Source organism: Lactobacillus ultunensis DSM 16047, from assembly GCF_001436305.1.
GTDB lineage: Bacteria > Bacillota > Bacilli > Lactobacillales > Lactobacillaceae > Lactobacillus > Lactobacillus ultunensis.
Window position 1 is genome coordinate 1 of the sequence record NZ_AZFO01000024.1, and the last position, 17,169, is coordinate 17,169.

A 17,169-nucleotide genomic window follows, 5' to 3' on the forward strand; every position below is an offset into this window, starting at 1 on the left:
CGATTTAACTAGCACCACGCGTTTACGTATATATTGTTGTACAAAACAGTAATAAGAGCTGGGAAGCCATTTCAAACGCTATGGGTCACCCAGAATGGATTACTGATGAACGCTTCAAAGATTGGCAACATCGTCAATTAAACAAGGAAGACCTTTACAAGTGTATTGAAAGCTACACTGTTAACTACGATAAGTATGAATTAACTAAGACTTTGGGTGCTGCTGGCGTACCAGTTGGTCCTGTTCTTGATTGGCATGAAATTGAAAATGATCCAGACTTGAACAAAGATGGTACTATCATCACTATCGATCAAGGTGGCAACCGTGGCAAGTTCAAGACTATCGGCTTACCATTCTCACTTTCTAACTACAAACCTGATTACAAGCGTGCTCCTGACCTTGGTGAAAACAACAAGGAAATTTTGGCTTCACTCGGTTATGATCCAGATCAAATCGAAAAATTAACTGAAGAAGGCGTAATTTCTAAGGCTGCTGGTCCTAAGAACCCACGCACTCAAGTTATCAAGGGTGAATAATTAAACATCATTAATCTAACAGAAAAGCCGTTCAAATTTTGAACGACTTTTTCTTTTTCAAAAGAATATTAGAATAGTAGCTATAGGAACATTAATTATTAGAAAGTGTAATTTACATGACAGAACCTGATTATGCAAAATTAGAAAAGCAAAATCCACATTTAGATCAAAATAAGCCTTATCCGTTAAAAGGCATTTTAGTAGTTGACTTCACTCACGTTTTATCCGGCCCTACCTGTACCAGAATGTTGGCTGATGCCGGTGCACGTGTAATTCATATTGAAAGAAAAACTGGCGATGATACACGCCATATGGGCCCATATATTGCAGACGGTTCAAGTGAATACTTCAGAATCTGTAATGCTGGCAAGGAATCAATCGCATTAGATCTAAAAGATCCTAAAGATCATGCCTTAACTGAAAAAATGATTGCTAAGGCTGACGTAGTAGTAGAAAACTTTCGTCCTGGCGTAATGAGTCGCCTAGGTTTTGATCCAGAAGAAATGGTCAAGAAATATCCTAAGTTGATCTTTGCCTCAATATCTGGCTTTGGTCAATATGGTCCATGGTCAAAGCAAGCAGCTTACGACACTATCGTGCAGGCTGTATCTGGCTTAATGGACGCAACAGGCACACCTGAAGGCAAACCGACTAGAGTTGGTACTTCTGTATCTGACGTAGTTGCTGGAATCATGGGCTATAGTGCAATTATGACTGCATTGGTTGCTCGCGAACGCACTGGTAAAGGTACGACTGTCGATGTTTCCATGCTTGATTCAACCTTCTCACTCATGGTGCAGGATTTGATGCTAGCATTGGGGCCTCATGAGGTGCCACACCGTATTGGTAACCGTCACCCTGACATGTACCCATTCGATACTTTCGACTGCAAGGATCAACCGATTGCTATCTGCTGTGGCAATGATCACCTTTGGAGTCTGCTTTCACATGCCTTAGGACATCCAGAATGGATTGAGCAAGCTGACTTTAAAACCAATGATTTGCGTGAACAAAACTGGCAAGAAGTTAAAAATGCTATGCAATCTGTTCTTAAAACGAAAGATGCAACTGAATGGGATAAAATTTTGCACGATGCTGGTGTTCCTGCTGGTCTTGTTCTTAACGTAGATAAGACACGCCGGTTAGATCAAATTATCGCACGTGGCATGGTTAAGACTTTGCCAGATGGTAATGAAGTCTTAGGTTCACCAATGAAATATGGCACTTGGAACTCATACGGTTTGCAAAAGGATTCGCCAAAATTAGATGAAAATGGTGATGAAATTCGGAAAGAATTTGAATAAAAATCTATTTACACATCATTTAAAACCTCATGAAAATAATAAAGTTGATAAAGCCTTGACTAAGTTTTGTGGATTTAATAGACAGATAAAAAGTGAGTGTGATAGTTTAGTATCATGTACAGTATTATTTAAAAGGATAATTATATGATACGAAAAAGAACCACAAGAGAGTTATTAAGCGAATCATTACACGATTTAGCAAAAATTAAATCCATAGATAAAATTACAGTTAAAGAGATTGCAGAAAATTGCGGTGTTTCAAAAGCAACTTTCTATAATTATTTTCAAGATAAGTATGATTTAATCAATTGGATATATAACTATCAATTGCATAACGTATTAGATGAGTATGCTAAGAAAAATATAAGTTGGAAAAATGTTTTAAATCAACTGATTAATATTCTTAATAACGATAAGACATATTTTAGGAATGCATTGAAAAATACTTTTGGACCGAACTCATTTTATATATCTGCAAGCCAAGAAACAATGGATTGGTTAATTAATCTATTAAAAGAAAGATATCCTGAACAATTGGATGATGAAATAGTATTTGATATTAAATGTTATATAAGTGGTCTTTCATTTATAGTTACTAGATGGTATTTAAATCAGAGTAATTATTCGGTAAAAGAACTAGTTCAATATGCAACCAATGCTATTCCCGAAAAATTAAAAATGTATTTAAAATAAGTGATTTATCGATTAGACATTTTAATAAATTGGTCTAAAAATTTGATAGATCGCCTATTTTGTTAATTGAGAATCAAATAATAATGAATTATCGTAATAACATAACATAAAAGAAAGGAAAATGTTATTTAATGTTTCTAGCATATAAAGAAATTAAACACGAGAAATTACGATATAGTCTTATTATTTTGATGATTTTTTTAATATCATATTTAATTTTTATCTTATCGTCACTCGCAGTCGGATTAGCTCAAGAAAATACCCAAGCAGTTGAGTCCTGGAAGACACAAAAAGTGGTTCTTAACAAAAATTCTAATGTTAGCATGGCTCAATCTATTTTAACCAAAGATGATATAAAAGACGCGAAGATAGGTAAAAAAGAAGCTTATGTTGGTCAAGTACCAATTGTTGTTAAATCTAAAAATCGTCATTCTGTATCCGCTCAATTTTTAGGTATAAAGAAATCGCAATTTATTTATCAAAACCTAAAAATTATTAAAGGACATAAAGCCACTAAAGCAAATGAAGTTACTGCTGATATTGGCTTTAATGCTAAAGGTTATAAATTAGGCGATATTATCAAATTTGGTAATACCCAAAAGAAATATAAGATAGTAGGTTTTGCTAAAAATGCTAAAATCAATATTGCTCCTGCTATCTATGGTAATTTGAAAACCTGGAAAGATTTACATCAAGGAACGACTAACCTTGCAACTTCTGGTATTATTTCTCAAGACCCTCATTATGAATATAATCATAAAAATGCTAAAACTTATAATGTCAAAGTATTCATTAACAAATTACCTGGTTACAGTGCCCAAAATATAACTTTTGAGATGATGATTGCCTTTCTTTTTATTATCTCTTTAATCATTATTGCTGTATTTTTGTACATTTTAACTATTCAAAAGAAGCAAACCTTTGCTGTTATGCGTGCTCAAGGTATTCCAGCTAAAACACTTGTTATAGCAGTAATCAGTCAATCAATCATATTAGTCATTACAGGTATAATTATTGGACTATTAGCTATGTGGGGGACAGCACTTATTATGCCTGCTACAGTTCCTATGTCCTTTGCTCCAATTCTATTTATTGCAAGTAGTTTAGGTATGCTTTTGATGGGTATTATTGGTAGCTTAATTCCAATTAGAACTATCTTGAAAGTAGATCCTGCAAAAGCAATAGAGGTGTAAAAATGACAGTGATTCAACTACAAAATATAAATAAAACATATGGTAAAGGTATTGCAAAGGTATTTGCCTTAAAAGATATTAATTTCAAAGCAAATAAAGGTGAAGTCATTTTAATCATGGGACCTTCAGGAGCTGGTAAAAGCACATTTTTAACGATTGTGGGTTCCCTCCAGAAACCAACTTCTGGAAAAGTATTAATTAACGGCAAAAATACTACTGAATTTTCTAATAAAGAGCGAGATTATCTGCGCTTAAATGAAATTGGCTTTGTTTTACAAGCATATACTTTGGTTCCCTATTTAACAGTTCGAGAGCAATTTATTTTAGTCGATAAAGTTAAAAAACAAAATAATTTATCTAGAAATGACTTAGAAAAATTATTAATAGATTTAAAGATTGATAAGTTGATTAACAAATATCCAGGAGAACTTTCTGGAGGACAAAAACAACGAGTAGCTGTTGCAAGAGCTTTATATGCTGATCCAAGTATTTTACTTGCTGATGAACCTACTGCATCTTTGGATACTGAAAATGTTAAAGAAGTGGGCAGCTTATTCAAAAAATTAGCCCAAAAACGTAATAAAGCTATTATTTTAGTTACACATGATTCACGATTAGAACAATATGCCGATCACATTTACGAAATGATGGATGGTCAGATAACTAAGAAAAAATAAAAAAGAGGGAGCGATTATGTTCATTGAAAATGTTAATAATCTGCTCCCTTTTTCTATTTTCTCAAATCAATCATGAAGTAATTCTCATCCCCACGATAAGTGGCAATCGAATATTCCATTGGCAATTCTTTCTTGAAATAACCATACGTATGGAAGTAAAACACCGGATCTTTTTCTTTAATATTCAGCAAATCTGCTGTCATCCCATCCGCTGATTTCACTTCTAACTTACGTTTGACATGAATAATTGGTAGTTCTCTTTGCTCTAATTCTTGATAAAGAGATTGTTTAGTAAAATCTATTTCTTCAAAATCTATGAGTTTATCCGCTGGCAGATATGTTGTAACTACAACAAGCGGATTTTGATCAACAGAACGCAAACGCGTTAACTTATAAACTTGCGCATTTTCCTTTAAATTCAAAGCTGATGCCACTTCTTTTGAAGCAGGAATCTTCTTAAAGAATAAAACCTGTGTCTGCGCAGTTAATCCCTTCTCCGTCATTTCACTATTGTAGCTTTGCAAAACCTGTGTAAATTCTTGGCTAATCTTGGTCTGCTTAACGATCGTACCGACATGCTTGCGCCTCTCCAGATAGCCTTGATTAACTAAATCTTGAACCGCGTGACTAATTGTAGGACGTGAGACATTATAATTTTTAACCAGATCCATTTCTTTAGGAATTAGATCGCCTATCTTATAATGACCACTAATAATTTTATTGCGTAAAATTTCCTCAATCTCTTGATACTTTGCCTTAGTCATCTGGTAAACACTCCTGTGCTTTTTCCAGAACTGTAATAGCATTCAAACTATGCTTGTAAGCTTCATCAGCAGCTGCTTGATTATGATCCTTAATTGCCTTGATAAAGTAATTAAACTCGCTAATCATGCGGTGATCATACTCGTTATAGTCAAAATGCTGTGGTTTTTCTGAACCAATCTGAACGTAGTAATCCGGAAGAACATTTAATGGTCCATCGAAATAGATTAGTCCCTTCTCGCCCTCAATATAAGATCTTGTTGGACCAACGGCGTCTTTAGCTGCGATCAAACTAGCTTGTTTATCATCATAAGTTAAATTTAAAATTCCTGATGTATCTGTATTACGTTGAATTGTTGGCAAATATGCAATGTGCTTTGGCTGACCAAATAAGCTGACGCAGAAATTGATATTGTAGATGTTCATATCCATCAAGGCTCCACCGCCCATTTTGCGATCAAACTTAGCAATATGTTCACCTGCTAGAAACTCTTGATAATGACTAGAAATTTGCGTTAGGTTCAAAGCAACCACATGAACCTTGCCGATCTTTTTCAGATTGTCTTTTAAGTGGAAATAGTTCTCCAAATAAAGGACAGTCATAGCTTCAAAGAGCAAGACATGATGTTCATCAGCTACTTTTTTAAGTTCCTTGACTTGTTCACTAGTTTCTACTAGTGGCTTTTCACAGACAACATTTTTATTAGCCATTAATGCTTCTTTAGCAATTGGAAAGTGCAATGAATTAGGCACTCCAATATAAACGGTATCAATATCGTTATCCGCAAACATAGCCTGATTATCTGTGTAGACTTTGTTAATATGATATTTTTCAGCGAGCTCTTCTGCCACTTCTTTTGATCTAGCTAAAGTAGAAATAGCCACTAATTCCAAATCTTGTATTTTTGAACTAGCTGACAAAAAGTCATGGACAATTTGACCACTACCTACAATTCCTAATTTCATTGTTTTCTCCTAACGTTCAATCTCAATACTATCAACATGATCGTCTTCCATACGACGCTTTAATGCTTCGTAAATCTTCACACCAGCTGAACAACCAATGCGGTCAGCACCAGCACGAACCATGGCTAAAAAGTCATCGCTGTTGCGAATGCCACCAGCAGCTTTAACTTTGACATCATCACCGACTACTGACTTCATTAATTTCACATCTTCAACTTTTGCGCCAGATGTACCAAAACCAGTAGAAGTCTTAATAAAGTCTGGTTTAACTTCCTTGGCAATTTCAGCTAATTTCTTAATTTCCTCCTTAGTCAGGTAGCAATTTTCAAAAATTACCTTACATGGAATATTATGCTCGTGACAAACGGCAACCATTTCTTGCATTTCACGTTTAATGTAATCATAGTTCTTGGCCTTTAACTCAGTAATATTGATGACGTAATCAATCTCATTAGCACCATTTTTAATGGCATCCTTGGTATCAAAGACCTTCGATTCAATTGTTTGTTGCCCTAAAGGAAAGGCAATGGCTGCACCAGTATCAATATCTGTGCCCTTAAGTTGTTCTGAACAGAACTTGGATTGAACTTGATTGATGGCAACCATCTTGAAGTGATACTTCTTAGCTTCATCACAAAGTTTCTTCATATCTGCTTCGGTTGCATCAGCATGTAAATTAGTGTGATCAATTAATCTAGCAAAATTATCTAAAGTGTATTTCATAATTTAAGCCTCTTCTATTATGTAATTACATATTGCTTACATAAATGATACTAATGCATAATGATATAAAAATCAATATATATGTAATTACATAAAAAAGCATAAAATAAAAACACTTATTTCATTAATACTGTCGAAATAAGTGTTTATTCATATAGTATCTGTACTATTTCTTTATCAATCGAATTTCTCTATCAAACATACTATGCATTTCTTCACTGAAATTATGAGCAATAAATAGAATAGTTGCCTTACTTGCAAGTAACTTTCTCAAAATAGAAATAGTCGCTTCTTGATCAATTGCACTAGTCCCTTCATCAATCAAAATAATTTTNCAAAATAATTTTGCTTTCGTGAATTTCAGCTCTAGCTAGTACTATTTTTTGACGCTGCCCACCTGAAACATTCAAACGATCAAGATTGATCTTTTGCTGAATACCTGCTTTAAATTTCTTAATATCATTTTTCAAATTTACTTCATCAACTACCTTGTCGACTTTATGATTTAACTTCGAATTAAACATAGTAATGTTATCTATAATAGTTGCTGGAAAAAGCTGTGGCTTTTGTGCAATATATCCTATTTTACCTAGATCTGGTTTTATCTTTTGTTTATTTTCATCAAAGTAAATAATGTTACCGGCACTTGGTTTTAATTCACCTAAAATCAGCTTAAACAAAGTCGACTTACCCGTTCCACTATCACCAGTAAGTAATACTTTTTCTCCCTTTTTAATTTCAAAATCGGGAAAAGACAGACTCTCTCCGTTAGGGAAACTTACTTTTAGACCTTTAACAGAAAAAGCTGATGGATTTTTCGTATCAGAATAATTTGTTTCTTTAACCAAAGTACTATCTTTTTCAATTTGACTGTTGACTGTTTTAGTAGACTGCATTTGACCACGATAATTACTTAAGTATCGTAACCCCATGGAAATATAATACTGTAAATTATCAACACTCACTATCGCACCAAAAATTATCAGCTTTTTCGTAATTAAAAATGCAGTAAAGCCAAATATGATCAACATTAACATATTAGAAATTAGTCCATTTAATACTGCTAGTTCTTGATTAATTTTAGTTTGCTTTATTCGAGCTTCCTCTACTTCATTAGCAGCTTCATCCATTACTTTAAAAAGTTTGGTACCCGCTGCATATCTTTGTAATACATTTAATCCAATCAACCATTTTTCAGTGATATCTAGATACTTCTTTGTTGAATCAGAGATATTAAAAAATGCGCTTTGCATTCTTTTTTCAAGTAATTTAGGTACATATATGGATATACCTACTAACACAATAGTTACTAATAATAAACTCCAATGAATAGACAATAATACACTAGCAGAAAACAGAATATAGCCAACCATCTGTACACAGTTAAAAAATTTTCTCAAATAATTATCGTTAGTATTTTTAAAATCTGTAATCAGCCGATTTTGAATTGTGGATATTTTGTGTGACTGTTTATCATAATAAAAATGTTGAACAATCTGTGACCTTATTTGATGATTATATCCTTGAATTAGTTTTATCGTTTGATAATAGGCTAAAGATTGACTAATTGCTCCCCAAAATAAAGCAATTGCTTCTCCCAATATTAGCCATAACCAAATAGATAGATTCCGATCAGTTAGCGCTGTTGTCGAATACATTATGATATATGATTGTCCAATGGAGGCAAGAGGTATCATAATATATGAAATTACGGTTAGAGCAAAGTGTAGAGGACTAAATTGATATAACGCCTTAATTGTCATGATATCCTCCCGTAAGATGAATCTCTCTATCAAACATTCCACGTAATTGTTGATCAAAGTTATGTGCAATCAAGATTAAAGTAATATTAGTCTTTAGCAATTTAGTCAAAATTTTCCTTGTGGTATCACTATCAATTGCACTTGTCGCTTCATCCATCAAAATAAACTGACTATGATGAATTTGTGTTCTCGCTAAAATAACTTTTTGTTTTTGCCCTCCTGATAAATTATCACTATCTAAATCAATGCAAGTAGATAAGCCAGCAGGAAACTTACTTAGATCTTTATGTAATTGGACTTGCTCCACTACCTGTTTAACTTCTTTATCTAACTTTGAATTAAACATAGTAATATTATCCCTAATAGTGCCAGGAAAAAGAATTGAATCCTGAGCAATATAGCCAAGTTTGCTAAGATCCGGTGTGATTTGTACACCCTGCGAGTCTTTAAAAATAATCTGCCCTTCTTTTGGTTCAATTTGACCTAATATTGCTTTAAATAAAGTAGATTTTCCAGTACCACTATTACCAGTGAGTAGTACTTTTTCACCACGCTTAATTTTGATCTCTGGATAAACTATTTTTTCGCCATGGTTATATTTGACTATAAGATGCGTAATTGTCAATTCAGCTAAATCAGGATTAAGTTGTTTATTAGATTTTAAAGTAATCTTTTCTAATTTCTTTACCTGTTCATTAATTGATTTAATCGACTTAAACTGAATTATTGCATTTTCATAAACCAAAAGCGCATTAAATATTTGGCTAGCAAAAGTACCGGCAACTAGAGCTGCACCAATTGAAATTCTTCCTTGAAAAAATAAAAATCCTGCCCATAAATCAAGTAAAATTTGTGAAGCAATATTAGTAAAATCACTAATAAACAACGAAAAAGAGGTTGCTTCTGCACTTTTAACATTACTTTTTTCAAATTCATGATCCGCAATATTCATTGCTTTGGAAAGTGCTAAAAATGAATTATACCTACGTAACTCCTTCATCCCACTCATCCAGTGATCTATTGTTTTAAGCAGCTGATTATTTTTAAGGGATACTTGTTTATTAGCCTCATCAGTAGCTTTTTCCATAATTTTTGGTGTAAGTATATTAATTAGGGCAAATATTACAGTTAAAACTAATAATGACCAATTTAACTGAATCAAAACACCTATAATTAAAAATAATGTAAAACTATTTTCAATAATTGTTTGTAAAGGCATTGCATAATTATCAGTCAACATATCCAAATTATTGCTTAAATCATTCTGCATATCAGAAACTGACTCACTCTTGTCGGCATAAAAATGTGCTACTATTTTTCGTCTCAAAGAACCTACATATTCTTGCACTTGTCTTGAATATATAGTTTGTGCTATTGATTCCAATGCAACACTTAAAATGCCCATTAAGATCATAAAAATAAAAGAGAGTACAGTAATTGATAGATTTCCTTTAGCCAGGTAATCTGTAGCTGGCTTAAATAAGTAGCTAGCTGCTGTATTAAAAAAAGCAACAAAAAGTAGTAATAAAATTATAAGGCTAAATCTACTTTTGTTGCTTTTAAACAATTCTTTGAGACTCATCTACTCATCTTCTTTTGAATAAAAATAAAAAAATCTTTGATTGTTTTTAATTATAAATTAAAATATTAAAAAAGCAATCTACAAGAAACAGTTTGAATCTTTAGCTTTTATCAAAACAAAAATCCTATTAGATCAACGCTTATCAGTATTGATCTAATAGGATTTTTAACTAACTTTCAACTACTATATTAATTCAACATACTATTAGCATAAGGCAATTCCAAAGACGGATCAGCATTCAGAGTCAAATCTGCAAATTGACCATCATTATAAAGGTTATATGCTGCTGCACCGATCATCGCAGCATTATCGCCACAAAGCTTGATATCTGGCAAAATCACCTTTGGTTGATCTTCCTTAGGCAATTTAGCAATTTCTGCACTCATTCGATCACGCAAACCATGGTTGGCAGCTACTCCACCACCCATAATAAAGGTCTTAGGCTTGTATTGCTTGATAGCACGCATTGTCTTATGTGCAAGCACATCAATTACAGCAGCTTGGAAACTAGCAGCCAAATCATACTTGTTTAATTTTTCATGAATTTGATCCGCATGATGGCAAGTATTGATAAAGGCTGACTTTAATCCTGAGAATGAGAAGTCATAATCATCGTCTTCCATCATTGCTCGTGGGAAGTTGAAAGTATCCTTGCCTTGATGAGCCCAAGAATCAATTGTTTTACCAGCTGGATAGTTTACCCCTAACACACGACCAATCTTGTCATAAGCTTCACCAGCGGCATCGTCGCGCGTATCACCAATGATTTCAAAGTGAACCGGATCCTTTAACAAAACGATCTCAGTGTGACCACCAGAAACTTGTAAAGCAAGAGCTGGATATTCAATCTCATCTTTTAATTGAGCAGCCATAATGTGGCCCATAATGTGATCGACGCCAATCAATGGAATACCAGTTGCCATTGACGCTGCCTTAGCAGCACTAACTCCAATTAAAAGTGCCCCTACTAGACCTGGACCATAAGTTACGGCAATGGCGTCAATATCTTTCCAGCTACAATGAGCTTCATTCAAAGCCTCTTTAGTAATTTGACTAATCACTTCAATATGGTGACGACTAGCAACTTCTGGCACAACACCACCAAAACGTTGGTGACTCTTAATCTGCGTAGCAACGATTAAACTTTCAATCTCGCGTCCGTTTTTAACAACAGCAGTGGAAGTTTCATCACATGAACTTTCGTAAGCTAAAATGCGAACATCTTTCTTTTCACTCAAAACGTAAACTTCTTTCTTCTAATCTGATGCGGTTTCAGCCACAAAACCATATTCATGGCATCAGTATGCGTATCTTGATAATAATTCTTACGAATAAAATTACCTTTAAATCCTAATGACTGATACAGCCTTTGTGCAATTTCATTATCAGTTCGAACTTCTAAAGATACACAGTCACTGTCATTTTCTCGTGCACGTTCGATCATCATTTGCATCAAATAGCGACCAATATGCTGATTCTGAAAAGACGGTGCAACTGCAATATTAGTAATATGAGTTTCTTCGGGACTAAATCGTGCCCCCACAAAGGCAACTAGCGTTGAAGCATTGTAGACGACTAAATATAAAGAATTACGTCTCTTTTTTAATTCTGATGCAAAAGAGAACTTACTCCAAGGAGTATGACCAGAATAAACTTGCTCTTCTAAAACAAGCAGATCTGGAATATTGTCATCTGTTGCCTGCATCACCTGCAAGATATTACCATTTATGTTGACCATAAATGGTGTAAAACTCATATCAATCTGATTAACTTGTGGATGGAAAAACTGATTAAACTTCTTCAACATAATGACTGTCAGGTTCGAATGGTTTACCTGTCTTCTTATGCCAATCTACTTCTGCCTGGGTTCTACGCAAATAGCGTGGCAATAACTTATCTGGATCAACTGGTTCAGCATTTACTGCTAATTGACCAATTAATCCTGCATGAATTACATTTTGTTCAGCAGTACCGTATTCAAAAGGAATATTTAGTTTCTTAATTAAATCCTCTTGTTTTTCAAAACCTGAACCTACAAAAATTATTTTCTTAAGCTCATGCTTAGCAGCATATTCTTGAATAGCTTTAAGTAAAACATCGATATGGTAGTGACCATCAGGGATTACATTTTCTGGAATATTACCGCTCTTGTAACCACCTGCAAAATAGTTGTCGTTTCGAGCATCGAGTCCAGCAACTACCAAGGCATCGTCTTTCACGCCTTTTGCTAATGCTTGTAAAGTTGAAATACCCACTACTTCTTTTTGTAAAATGCTAGCAAACATTTTAACAGTAGTGATTCCAATTCTGAGTCCAGTATATGAACCTGGCCCAATAGCAACGGCAAAACGATCTATATCTTTTAAAGTTAACTTATTTTCTTTTAAAATTTCATCGATTAATGGATCAAGATGTTCACTGTGATTGCGTTCATCTCGCTCATTTTTTTCAACAATAATTTGTTGATCATCATTTAAGGCAACGCTTAAATGATTAGTAGCTGTAGAAACACTTAAGATTTTCATCACTAATATTTATTCTCTTTCCGCTTTAAATCACTTTTTTATTTTAACACGAGAAACAGCTTGTAATACAAAGTAGATTACGACCATTTGAATCCACGGAACAATTACTTCTTTTGGAAGTCGTTGAACTAAGGCAGCATTAAAGTTCATATTATACATAATATGAAGCCATAAAGTATTCATCCCTATATTAACAATTAAGGTAACCAAAACTGTAGAAGCAATAATCCGCCAAATTTTAACAGGTTTATTATATAAAAACAGAGCATAAATTAGAGGACCGACCATTGCAGTTAAAGTAAAGCCAATAAAGAAACCACCTTGGTTGCCAAAAATTGCAGAACTGACTAAGTCGCTAATTCCGCCACCGATTGCACCCCACAATGGACCAAAGAAATAGCCTAACAATACGCTACCAATAAACCCTAAACCAACTTTAACAGTAGCTGGACCAAATGAAAATTGTCCCAAAATAATCTTCATTGCAACAATAATTCCTAAGAATATCAGTTGTTGTAAGTCTGTTCGCAAAACTTTTTTTGCATTCATATGGTCATCCCCTTTCACAAAAAAAGCATGACTAGCAGCGTCATGTTTTTAATCTATCTTACGCCATTTTAATTCACAAACTGCTTTTGCAGTTCCATCTTCTGCTTCAATTGCATGATATGAAATAACATTATCATCTTGTATTAAATTCATGCAAGAATATATGCTTTCTCCATAATGCACTTCTTTATCAAATTTAATATCTATCATATTAACTACATGTTTTTTCAAGAAGTCCCGGTCAAGCATATCGATGAACCAACTAAAATAATGACTATTAGTTACGTGATGATTAGTATCTAAATCATCATAGCGAGCACGGTATATCCGCTTTTGAGCATATTGATCCTGTGCCCTTAAACGAGGGAAACGAGGCATTCTATCAAGAAGTGGTACGCCCCAACTCTTCATCATTTTAATATCGGCTGGAACCAAATGACGTTTTTTCAAGTCAAACATTACCCATTGACTTTTAACCGTTACTAATGGATTGCCATCTTGATCGCTTACACCAAAATCACGATATTCAAAGAAACGATTATATCCACTAGCTTCTGTACTTAAAATGACTTTATCACCTGGTTGAGGCAAAGCCTTAATTTCAAAATGATATTGTGTTACGACCCAGCCTAAACCACGTTTTAACAAATCTTCCGTACCTGCTCCGCCTTGATCTAATTGGTGTTCTGACGTTTGCATCAATAAATCAACTAAAGCAGTTAATTTTAAGCGACGATTTTCATCACAATCTTTAAATTCAATCTGATAATTTTCAGTATACTTCATCGACAACTATCCCTGATGATATTGATCATACAATTCATTTTTAGAAACATTGTGTTTCTTGGCAACTTGTTTAATGGCATCTTTTTTAGATTCACCTTCAGCAACTAAATCATTGACTAATTTAATTAATTCAGGCCATGATAATTGTTTTGGCACTTCAGTATTAGGTGAAATCAAAATAACAAATTCACCACGAGGGGCATTTTTACTAAAGTAATCTGTAACTTCTTGTACTGTCCCCCGAATAAATTCCTCATGAATCTTGGTCAATTCACGTGCAGCTACCATCTTACGATCAGCAGGCAAAACAGTACTTAGATTTTTCAAAGTCTTTGCCAAACGATGTGGCGCTTCATAAAAAATAGAAGTAGCTTTAGCCTTTTCCATCTGTTCAAAATATGGTTTTTGTTCAGATGACTTTCTTGGTAAAAAGCCATAGTAAGTAAATGGCTGAGCATCAAATCCTGAAGCAATTAAAGCTGTTGCAAAAGCAGAAGGACCTGGCAATGGAACTACAGGGATATCGTTCTTAATGCATTCCTGCACCAAAATATAGCCAGGATCTGAAATTACTGGCATCCCTGCATCACTAATTTCCGCAATTACAGCGCCATCTTTCATCAACTTAATCAGTTCTGGTGCACGTTCCTTGGAATTATATTTATGAAACGAAATCATGCGATTATGAACACCAATTTTTTCTAGTAAAATACCACTAGTTCTAGTGTCTTCTGCTGCAATATAATCCGCATCAGTTAACACCTTTTTTGCTCGAATCGTGATATCTTCCAAATTGCCAATTGGCGTAGGTACTAAATAAAGCTTTCCTTCATCTTCTGCATAACTGCTTTGACGTTTCATTATCTACCGTCCTTCTTAATGCCTTTTTTTTCACCAAAATTATCTAAAATATCAAGACAAAACATGCAATCTGCATTTGGATCACGATGTGAACCATAGTACATATTACAAATATGGTAACCAGAATCATAAATCTTTCTTAATGATTCCAATCCACTCTGTGTCTTAGTTTCAGGCGCAGGTTGATTAGTAGTCAACTTGTCTAACTTCTCATGAAGTAATTGATTTTCAACCTTTAACTCAGTATTTTCCTTAAGAGTTTCCAGGATATCGTTTTCTAAGCTGGCAATTGTTTTTGCCATATTTTCTGTAGTTTCTTTAACTCGTTGCAACTTTGAATATGGATCCAATTCAAAACACCTACTTCCATTTTAAAGCAAGATAATCTAAAGAATTACGCAAGTTGACATTGCTTAAGCGCATCTTATCTACTTCGATCAAGCTTTTAAGCATCTGAGAGGCTACATACATTTTTTGTACATTAGTCAAATCATGCTCTGCTAATAACTTTAATTTAACTAAAATATAACGCTGTTCGGATACTAATTTAGCATTCTCAGACAATTTATGTGCACTAACTAATGCTAAACTATTATGTTCCAACAGTTCTTGATAAAAATACTTAATTTCTTGATCCCTTTTTTCAAGATTGCCCAACTCTTCAATTTCACTCTTAGAAAAACCATTTTCTAATAAAATTGCCGTTTTGCTTCCTGGTTTTTCTCCATTATCGAAGTTAATAATCTGTGTCCGAGAGCGAATTGTTGGCAGAATCTGATCACTATTATTAGTAATCAAGATAGTAACAACTGGCGCAACTGGTTCCTCCAAAAGATTAAGCAACCCATTAGCTGCTGAAAGCGTTAATTTTTGAGCTTCATTAATAAAGAAGAAACGACGACTGCTTTCAACTGGACTCTTAGCCAGTTCCTCTTTAAGGGGTCTTACTTGATCGATTCCCAAAGTCTGTTTGCCTTCAGGTCCCACCAGCAATACATCTGGGTGATTGCCCGACAAAATTTGCTTGCAGTTTCGACAAGTACCATCAGGTTTATTTTCCCCTGTACAATTAAACAAACATGCTAGCCAGTAAGCTGTATTGAGCGCCCTCGTTTCATCACTATCAACAAACAAATAGCTGTGAGCGAGTTTTTTCTGTTCATATGCTCTTTTTAAAAATTGGGTCTGCTTAACACCCACATTCGTAATATCAATCATTAGAAACGTTTAAATTCATCAACCGGAACAACAAAACAAGTTGCACCACCTACAGTGATCTTCAACGGCTGCGTGATTTCATAACCTGTCGAAACCATATGTGGCGTTGCAATTTCTTCTCTTGCTCGTGATTCTTGCTTAATAATTTTTAGAACATCATCTACTTTTTTATCTTCGCACCCTATTAAAAAAGTGGTATTTCCTTGACTTAAAAAACCACCTGAAGTTGCTAATTTAGTAGCGCGAAAATCATTTTTAACGAATGCTCTTTGCAAATTATTTGAATCTTCTCTTTGAACAATTGCAATTACTAACTTCATTTAATCAGTCCTTAAAATATTTCCGGCATTCTTTGTTCTAGAACAGAAATCACTTGATCAACTACCTTTTCAATTGGTTGAGTTGCATCAATAGTTACAAAACGATCTGGATACATATCCCTGACTTTCAAAAAGCCAGCATAAACTTTTTTATGAAAAGCAATATTTTCTTGTTCCAAACGGTCCTCTTGATCGGGACGCAATTTTTCAATTCGCTTTAGACCAATTTCAGGTGCAACATCCAAGAAGAAAGTCAAATCAGGATCCAATTTATCTGTAGCAAAATCATTTATTTGCTTAACTTCTTTAATACCTAGACCTCTACCTTCACCTTGATATGCTAAAGAACTATCAACAAAACGATCAGAAAAAACGATCTTGCCCGCTGCAAGTGCTGGCTTAATAACTTCTTCAACGTGTTGACTTCTTGAAGCAGCATACAAAAGTGCTTCAGTCTTAGCATCCATTTTATCATTAGCTGGATCTAAAATAATGTCACGAATTTTTTCTGCAATCTTGGATCCACCAGGCTCACGTGTCACTAGATATTGTGGCTTGAGTCTTGGGCTAATTTTGGCTAATACTTCTTTTAAAACTGTACTTTTACCTGCGCCATCTGGGCCTTCAAAACTAACAAAATAACCTCTCATAAAATCCTCCATAGGTCTATTTTACAGAAGTTTCACAAAGATTAACAGTCCTAGCAATTTT

The 17,169-nt window shown here is 34.2% G+C and carries 18 protein-coding genes and 2 pseudogenes; 5 read left to right on the forward strand and 15 right to left on the reverse strand.

All coding sequences use genetic code 11. The annotated features are described in order from the left end of the window. Positions 1-14: 14 nt before the first annotated feature. From FC57_RS07350 to FC57_RS07370, 5 genes and pseudogenes are all read left to right on the forward strand, one after another. Positions 15-536: pseudogene (locus FC57_RS07350) on the forward strand (CoA transferase); the annotation flags it as partial. Positions 537-652: 116 nt separating this feature from the next. Continuing rightward, complete coding sequence (locus FC57_RS07355; RefSeq protein ID WP_007126889.1) at positions 653-1,840, forward strand: CaiB/BaiF CoA transferase family protein; 1,188 nt, start codon at positions 653-655, stop codon at positions 1,838-1,840. A gap of 144 nt (positions 1,841-1,984) precedes the next feature. Then, positions 1,985-2,533, forward strand: a complete 549-nt coding sequence (locus FC57_RS07360) for a TetR family transcriptional regulator (RefSeq protein WP_007126887.1) — start codon at positions 1,985-1,987, stop codon at positions 2,531-2,533. Positions 2,534-2,664: 131 nt separating this feature from the next. Then, positions 2,665-3,726 (forward strand): FtsX-like permease family protein, encoded by a 1,062-nt coding sequence (locus FC57_RS07365; RefSeq protein ID WP_007126886.1) that lies wholly within the window; start codon positions 2,665-2,667, stop codon positions 3,724-3,726. Between the two features lie 2 nt (positions 3,727-3,728). Then, positions 3,729-4,403: an ABC transporter ATP-binding protein gene (locus FC57_RS07370; protein WP_007126885.1), complete on the forward strand. Its 675-nt coding sequence runs from the start codon at positions 3,729-3,731 to the stop codon at positions 4,401-4,403. Positions 4,404-4,456: 53 nt separating this feature from the next. Here FC57_RS07370 and FC57_RS07375 read toward each other — a convergent pair whose 3' ends face one another. The 15 genes and pseudogenes from FC57_RS07375 to tmk form a co-directional block, all read right to left on the reverse strand. Continuing rightward, the gene (locus FC57_RS07375; protein ID WP_007126884.1) at positions 4,457-5,167 is read right to left on the reverse strand and encodes a GntR family transcriptional regulator; all 711 of its coding nucleotides are present in this window, start codon (positions 5,165-5,167) and stop codon (positions 4,457-4,459) included. Next, complete coding sequence (locus FC57_RS07380) at positions 5,160-6,131, reverse strand: Gfo/Idh/MocA family protein (protein WP_007126883.1); 972 nt, start codon at positions 6,129-6,131, stop codon at positions 5,160-5,162. The genes FC57_RS07375 and FC57_RS07380 overlap by 8 nt, the downstream gene beginning before the upstream one ends. A 9-nt stretch (positions 6,132-6,140) precedes the next feature. Next, on the reverse strand, positions 6,141-6,854 hold the full coding sequence (gene deoC, locus FC57_RS07385; RefSeq protein ID WP_007126882.1) for a deoxyribose-phosphate aldolase: 714 nt from the start codon (positions 6,852-6,854) through the stop codon (positions 6,141-6,143). A 335-nt stretch (positions 6,855-7,189) separates the two neighbouring features. After that, positions 7,190-8,617 (reverse strand): annotated as a pseudogene (locus FC57_RS07390) (ATP-binding cassette domain-containing protein); the annotation flags it as partial. Continuing rightward, positions 8,607-10,199 carry an ATP-binding cassette domain-containing protein gene (locus FC57_RS07395; RefSeq protein WP_007126880.1) on the reverse strand — a complete coding sequence of 531 codons (1,593 nt, stop codon included), beginning with the start codon at positions 10,197-10,199 and terminating at the stop codon, positions 8,607-8,609. The pseudogene FC57_RS07390 and the gene FC57_RS07395, both read right to left, overlap by 11 nt. Positions 10,200-10,387: 188 nt before the next feature. Then, on the reverse strand, positions 10,388-11,437 hold the full coding sequence (tsaD, locus tag FC57_RS07400) for a tRNA (adenosine(37)-N6)-threonylcarbamoyltransferase complex transferase subunit TsaD (protein ID WP_007126879.1): 1,050 nt from the start codon (positions 11,435-11,437) through the stop codon (positions 10,388-10,390). Next, on the reverse strand, positions 11,434-12,006 hold the full coding sequence (gene rimI / locus FC57_RS07405) for a ribosomal protein S18-alanine N-acetyltransferase (RefSeq protein WP_007126878.1): 573 nt from the start codon (positions 12,004-12,006) through the stop codon (positions 11,434-11,436). The genes tsaD and rimI overlap by 4 nt, the downstream gene beginning before the upstream one ends. Next, a complete protein-coding gene (gene tsaB / locus FC57_RS07410) occupies positions 11,990-12,724 on the reverse strand; it encodes a tRNA (adenosine(37)-N6)-threonylcarbamoyltransferase complex dimerization subunit type 1 TsaB (RefSeq protein ID WP_007126877.1) in 735 nt (244 codons plus the stop codon). Before tsaB ends, rimI begins: the two co-directional genes overlap by 17 nt. A 30-nt stretch (positions 12,725-12,754) precedes the next feature. Next, on the reverse strand, positions 12,755-13,273 hold the full coding sequence (locus FC57_RS07415; RefSeq protein ID WP_040530041.1) for a folate family ECF transporter S component: 519 nt from the start codon (positions 13,271-13,273) through the stop codon (positions 12,755-12,757). 48 nt (positions 13,274-13,321) lie between these two features. Continuing rightward, positions 13,322-14,059 (reverse strand): acyl-[acyl-carrier-protein] thioesterase, encoded by a 738-nt coding sequence (locus FC57_RS07420; protein ID WP_007126875.1) that lies wholly within the window; start codon positions 14,057-14,059, stop codon positions 13,322-13,324. A gap of 6 nt (positions 14,060-14,065) precedes the next feature. Beyond that, positions 14,066-14,920 (reverse strand): 16S rRNA (cytidine(1402)-2'-O)-methyltransferase, encoded by an 855-nt coding sequence (rsmI, locus tag FC57_RS07425; RefSeq protein ID WP_007126874.1) that lies wholly within the window; start codon positions 14,918-14,920, stop codon positions 14,066-14,068. Next, positions 14,920-15,270, reverse strand: a complete 351-nt coding sequence (gene yabA, locus FC57_RS07430) for a DNA replication initiation control protein YabA (RefSeq protein WP_040530039.1) — start codon at positions 15,268-15,270, stop codon at positions 14,920-14,922. The genes rsmI and yabA overlap by 1 nt, the downstream gene beginning before the upstream one ends. A 10-nt stretch (positions 15,271-15,280) precedes the next feature. Then, positions 15,281-16,138, reverse strand: a complete 858-nt coding sequence (locus FC57_RS07435; RefSeq protein ID WP_007126872.1) for a DNA polymerase III subunit delta — start codon at positions 16,136-16,138, stop codon at positions 15,281-15,283. After that, positions 16,138-16,458 (reverse strand): cyclic-di-AMP receptor, encoded by a 321-nt coding sequence (locus FC57_RS07440; protein ID WP_007126871.1) that lies wholly within the window; start codon positions 16,456-16,458, stop codon positions 16,138-16,140. Before FC57_RS07440 ends, FC57_RS07435 begins: the two co-directional genes overlap by 1 nt. Positions 16,459-16,469: 11 nt before the next feature. Beyond that, positions 16,470-17,108: a dTMP kinase gene (tmk, locus tag FC57_RS07445; protein ID WP_040530036.1), complete on the reverse strand. Its 639-nt coding sequence runs from the start codon at positions 17,106-17,108 to the stop codon at positions 16,470-16,472. Positions 17,109-17,169: the final 61 nt, after the last annotated feature.